Source organism: Bacteroidota bacterium (assembly GCA_030017895.1).
GTDB lineage: Bacteria > Bacteroidota > Ignavibacteria > UBA10030 > BY39 > JASEGV01.
On sequence record JASEGV010000118.1, the window covers coordinates 1 to 6,122 of the forward strand.

Consider the following 6,122-nt stretch of genomic DNA (forward strand, 5'->3'; position numbering starts at 1 on the left):
GTTACGCTGTTTCTATCTATCATTTTTACCCACTCACTTCCACGATGAGCCTTTTTTAATAAAGCGGTTTGACAAGTTCACCGAGAGAATATGAAATTGGATACATGGATAAATGGAGTAGTGGAGTGATGGATTTTGGGATTGTTGGATTATTGGATTGGTGGATTCTGCCTGAGGCGGACGAATTACGCTCCGTCCCGATGGGACTAGAGTCCCTTCGGGAAATATCGAATGACGAATGATGAATGATGAATCCACCTATATTTTAAACCTCTACCGCTCTTACTAATATCACACATCGTTAGCCTCTTAACTTGTTATATGTGAAAATTTTATTTTCCTGCTAAAATATAAGTATGAATTATACATATTCTGAACATTTCAAATTTATTTTTGATTGTTTTTCAATATCTACAATCCTATTATAGAACGTCCGTTTTTAGAAGCGCTGTTAAAATTCTCCGAAAATCTCGCCTCGAAACAGGGTCGACACCAGTAGTGGGTTCGTCAAGAAAAATTAATTTGGGTTTATGAATTAATGTGCGCACGTTGGGTATCACCCTTCTGTTTGTTACTTACACAACTCATTTCGAATAGGTTGCTAATCCGTTGATAATCCTCCCCAGCATTTTTGAAATTTGCTTCAGCTTGTTGTAAATCTTCTTTCTGTGTTCCTCTTGTTATTCGTAAGTACTGTGCCTTATACGCCTTGGCGTTTGCAATTGATTTCCCATTTTTCGCCTGATTTTGCCATTCCCGCAGAGAGTTTTGCCAATTCCCGCAGAAGCATTATTTCCTTCTCGAAAAGTTTTTAAAAGTTAGCGTTTTCGTTTCCAATTCGATAGTATTATCACAAATTGAACTGGAATTTAGTGGCATAAAACTTGGCTGCATTACGAATACAATTAAATGAAGTATTTTACAAACAAATATTAAGGAGATTTCATGTTAAAAAAAATAACTATTTTTGCACTTCTGTTTTTATTCGTTGGCGTTGCGATGGCACAGCTACCTGCAGCTCCAACTAATTTGACAGTCGAAAAATTAAATAACCCACAGAGTTTTAGCTATGCTAAACTACAATGGGAATATTCGATTATGAATTTCCAATTTATTATTTATAAAGCGGTTAATGATCGGCCGTTCGTTAAAATTGCTGTAACGAGAATGTTACACTTTGTGGACCCGATGGTTCCGCCAGGACATATTTACCGTTATTATGTAACCGCAATCCAAAACAATTTAAACGAGAGCTTACCAAGCAACGAAGTTGTATTTGTTCCGGATTCAACACCCCCTCCACCTAATATGGTTCGAGGTTTCATATCAGGAAATATTATAAACGATTCAACTGCTGAACCGATCGGCGGAGTAAGATTGAGGTTTTATAAATTGAACGGTTGGATGTATTGGCGCGAAGCCCGAACAGATTCTTTTGGCAATTATTTTGCGCCATTGGATACGGGAACATTCCTCGTCTATGCAAGCAAGTGGACATACATTCCCGAATGGTTCGACAATTCTCTAACACGCGAAAATGCTACACCAGTATCAATAACTGTAGGTGATACAAGCACTGCAAACTTCGGTTTAAAGCGTGTGATAATACCACCGCCGCCTGTATGGGTATCTGTCAGCGGAACTGTTATCGACAGCGTAGCACTGACTCCACTCAATGACGCGCATGTTCTCTTTATGCGAACCAACCGCACAATAAACATGGCTCAAAACCAAGACGGATACCTTTTTGGCAATAGAGAGGAATTGATGTACGTACATGGGTTTGGTACAATATCCGGTATTATAGGTAAAGCACGCACCGATGAGAATGGCAATTATACCGTTCGAGTGCCTGCCGGATTTTCGTACATAGCGCTGGCGGTAAAACTCGGTTATATTCCAGAATTCTACAACAATAAACTTACACCCTTCGATGCCGACAAAATAACTATAGTCGGCGACACAAGCGGAATTAATTTTGACTTGGTTCTGAATCCTGATACACAAAACAGCTTAACAGGAAAAGTTAAAAACGAGCTTAGCGATGGTGTTATGTCTAAGGTTGTATTGTTCCAAAAAGTTGCAAACCGAATTATGCCAGTCCGATACACAGTTAGCGATACACTCGGTAATTATGCATTCAACTTCTTAAACTCAGGATATTACCTCGCAAAAGCTTACCCACTTGCTTTTTACGCTCCTGCTTGGTACGACGCAGATAGTTGTGGAATTTTCTGCTGGGCAAATGCCGATAGTTTTATGGTGGATGGAAACACTACAGGAATTGATATTTGTGTTCTTCCGATTCCGACAAGTGGTTTCGCAAGCATTCTCGGAACAGTTAACGTAATCGGCAAGAATAACATTATTCAAGGCGTAACCGTATATGCTGTATCACTCGCTACTAATTCGATTGTAAGTTACGATATTACTGAAGAAGATGGAAAATTCGAATTGTCGAATTTAGCACCGGGATCGTATAAAGTCGTGGTCGATAAAGAAGGATACAATGCAGTAAGCACGCCGGTTTATTCTGTAAGCTCAGAGAATAATTATACAGAAGAAAATGCACAGATACTTATCTCGAGTGCAACATTAGGAATAGGTGGAAATGATAATTTGCCCGACAAATATTCATTAAATCAGAACTATCCTAATCCCTTTAACCCAACAACCGAGATTAGTTTTGCGATTCCAAAAATGAGCAAAGTGAATATAACTGTGTACAACCTGTTAGGTCAACAGATTACCACATTGCTAAACGGTGAACTAAACACCGGTAATTATTCCGTAGTGTGGAATGGAACCGATACCAACGGTAGAATAGTGGGCAGCAGTGTTTACTTCTATAAGATCACTGCAAATTCACTTGATAATAGCTTGACTTTTTCAAGCGTTAAAAAAATGTTATTAGTCAAATAGGTAACTCCTTAAGTAGTTGATTCCTCAAAAACCCGTTTTTCAAATCACGATTGAAGGACGGGTTTTTAAAATTATTTCCCATTTGGTAGAGATGGAAATATTTTGTAAATTTTTTTGTACAAACAATTAAAGTGAATTTATGATTAGAAGAGTTACTCTCTTATTCATCTTGATGCTGAGCATTACACCAGCGGGGTTACTTTTTACTACGGAGAAAAGCAAGAATAAGAGCTTCCCGATTAAAGAGATATTCAACAATCGTTCTCAATCGGTGATATACTCCCCTTTTAAAACTTTTTATTTTTCTCAAATAACACCCGCTTCTACTGTTGTATTTGAAGAAAGCTTTGAAGGCACATCAGGTTTTCCACCATTAGGTTGGAAAACAGTAAACAAAGACGGTGGCGGAACAACCGGTCCTTGGTTTCAGGGAAATCCATCTATTTTTACGGCATATTCTGGCAATGGGTATGCGGCAGCAAACTACCAAGGCGCCAACGATTTTTATATTGATGAATGGTTAATTTCGCCACTTATACCAGCTATAAGCTCGAATGATACTCTCACCTTCTATCACCGATCTCCAGATTACTCCTCGTGGGCTGATTCTGTTGAAGTGCGAATTTCTACCACCGATACTGCCATCGCATCATTCACGAAAAGTTTGGATTACTTTGAAACCTCTACTACTGGTTGGACGCAGAAAAAATATGCTTTAAAAAACTTTGTCACAAACGGCAGTAACATCTACATAGCTTTTAGATATCTAATGTACGACGGGGGTATATCGGGTTTTAATTCTGATTATGTGGGGATTGATTTGGTACAAATTGTAAGACCACAATTACAAAAAGATATGAAAGTTGTTTCAATTGACTTCCCAATTCACGGTACTAAGCTTACACAAGGAAGTACTTTTAATCCGACTGCTACATTTGAGAATGTTGGAAGCTCGGTGCTTTCTAACATTCCGGTCCGAATGAGAATTTTTTCACCTACGGGTGAGATGTTCGAAAGCAACAAAACAGTATCGTCATTAAACACAAACCAGTCGACATCTGTAACTTTCGACAGTTATACCCCCCTCATCAACGGCGCTTACAAAGTTAGAGTATATTCACTCCTTACCGGCGACGAAAATTCCGCAAACGATTCGTTGGGAATAAATTTCAATGCTGCAATATTGTTGGCTGGAACTTTTACCGTTGGAGCGGGGGGCGATATCCCGACAATCAATGCAGCCGTCGATTCGTTGTCCAAAAATATTATCTCTGGCGATATTACATTATCACTCATCAGTAGTGTCTATAATGAATCGCCGGTCGCAATTCCTGATTTGGATTATTCGTTATCCACAAACAAAGTTATCATCAAACCGGCGAGCGGCAAGTCTCCTAAGATTAATATAAACTCCACCGCAGATAAACCTTACGGTTTTAAGATTAGCGGTGCAACGAAAATTATTATAGACGGCTCTAACAGTAGCTTAGAAGAAAAAAACCTTACTATAAATTTATTGGGTAATAATGGTAAAATCGGTATACGCGTCGTCAGTGTTTTTGGTGCAAGCGCCGATAGCAACATCATAAAAAATCTCTGTATTTCAACAGGCGCAGATTCGTTACTATCTACAGATGGATATTTTGGAATTTTAATTACTGGTTACAACAGTAGTTTTCCCGCTGTTGGGAATACTATTTCGAACTGCGACATTACGAAGCATGGTTCTATAGGCATCGCTGCACAATGGTTAAGCGGTGTCGTTATCGAAAACAACTACATACACGACTGGAAACAGGTTGGCGGTACGAACGATGTGCACGGAATCTGGATTGCGGACGGGGTATCGGGTGCTATTGTCCGCGCAAATATAATTTCTAATATTTTGACTGTCGTAAATTTTTCGTGGGCTGTTGGAATAGAAAATAGCTCTGGTTCAACTTCTAACTCAAAATTTTATAATAATTTTATCCATAATGTTTTATCATACGGTTCGGGCACACAAGTTAATTATTCACGCGGAATTTACAGCAGCAACACCGCTAACATGGGCGACGGCTACTATTATAACTCTATATATCTTTCGGGAATTGATTTCTCGACTTCTCCACTAAGTCGTACAACTGGCTTTGAGTTTTATGGTGGCGTGAATATCTCTCTGAAAAACAACATTGTCTTTAACGAAACAAACCTAACGGGCACATCTACTGACAATAAAGCTTACGCAATATATCTTTCTCCTATACCTACAAATTTCGTATCTAACAACAACGACTTATATACACCCAGCGCTAAAGGTGTAGTCGGTTTTAACATAAGCAACAGAGTAACACTGAACGATTGGAAAAATTCTTTCGCACCAAAGCAAGATAGCTTAAGTATCAGCGCTGACCCGATATTTGTTTCAAAAGCTACTGGTAATTTACACATTGTTACGTCTGTATCGTCGCCTGTTAATTCTGCTGGCTTACCGATTCCAGGCATCACAACCGATATCGATGGTAACACAAGGAGTACTTCGACTCCAGATATTGGAGCGGACGAATTTTCGCCAGGTGTATTCTCTGTCGTTGTTGATTATACAAGCGGATGGAATTTGGTATCGGTTCCGGTTACAGTTTCGGATTACACTAAAACGAAGATTTTCCCCACATCTATATCGAATACCTTCTCATACGACGGCGCTTACGATGCCCAAGCGACGCTAAAGAACGGAACCGGTTACTGGTTGAAGTTCGGTGCGTATCAATACATAAACATTGATGGCTTGCCGCGTCTTATTGATACTGTCGATGTAAAAGCAGGATGGAATTTAGTTGGTTCCGTTTCATTTTCAATTCCAACAAGCTCAATTATACAACTGCCGGATAATAATATAATATCGAGTATTTATGGATATAATTTGGGGTATATGCCTGTAACCGTTCTAGTGCCTGGGAAAGGATATTGGATAAAAATTAAACAAGATGGAAAACTTGTTCTTATAACTCCCTAGTATGTTTGGGTAAATTTCATAATACATCCGTATCATAGTTAACTTCACACGTCAACATTAACATTCGGGAATAATTATCGTCTCCAATCATTTTGATTTTGTTTGATAATTTGTAATTTACAATTCGTTTTAATAATTTGATACGAATTTAATTAAGGGCGGTTCCAAAAATTGACTTATTGAATACTTTTTTTTGTATATTTAA

At 38.6% G+C, this 6,122-nt stretch carries 2 protein-coding genes and 1 pseudogene; 2 read left to right on the forward strand and 1 reads right to left on the reverse strand.

The window, feature by feature from the left end:
• Positions 1-437: 437 nt before the first annotated feature.
• Positions 438-539: pseudogene (locus QME58_13825) on the reverse strand (ABC transporter ATP-binding protein).
• 406 nt (positions 540-945) lie between these two features.
• On the opposite strand from QME58_13825, the gene QME58_13830 reads away from it, so the two are divergent.
• Together QME58_13830 and QME58_13835 are read left to right on the forward strand one after the other, a co-directional pair.
• Positions 946-2,922, forward strand: coding sequence for a carboxypeptidase regulatory-like domain-containing protein (locus tag QME58_13830; GenBank protein MDI6804894.1), 1,977 nt, complete (start codon positions 946-948; stop codon positions 2,920-2,922).
• Positions 2,923-3,061: 139 nt separating this feature from the next.
• Positions 3,062-5,917 carry a choice-of-anchor J domain-containing protein gene (locus QME58_13835; protein ID MDI6804895.1) on the forward strand — a complete coding sequence of 952 codons (2,856 nt, stop codon included), beginning with the start codon at positions 3,062-3,064 and terminating at the stop codon, positions 5,915-5,917.
• Positions 5,918-6,122 lie beyond the last annotated feature (205 nt).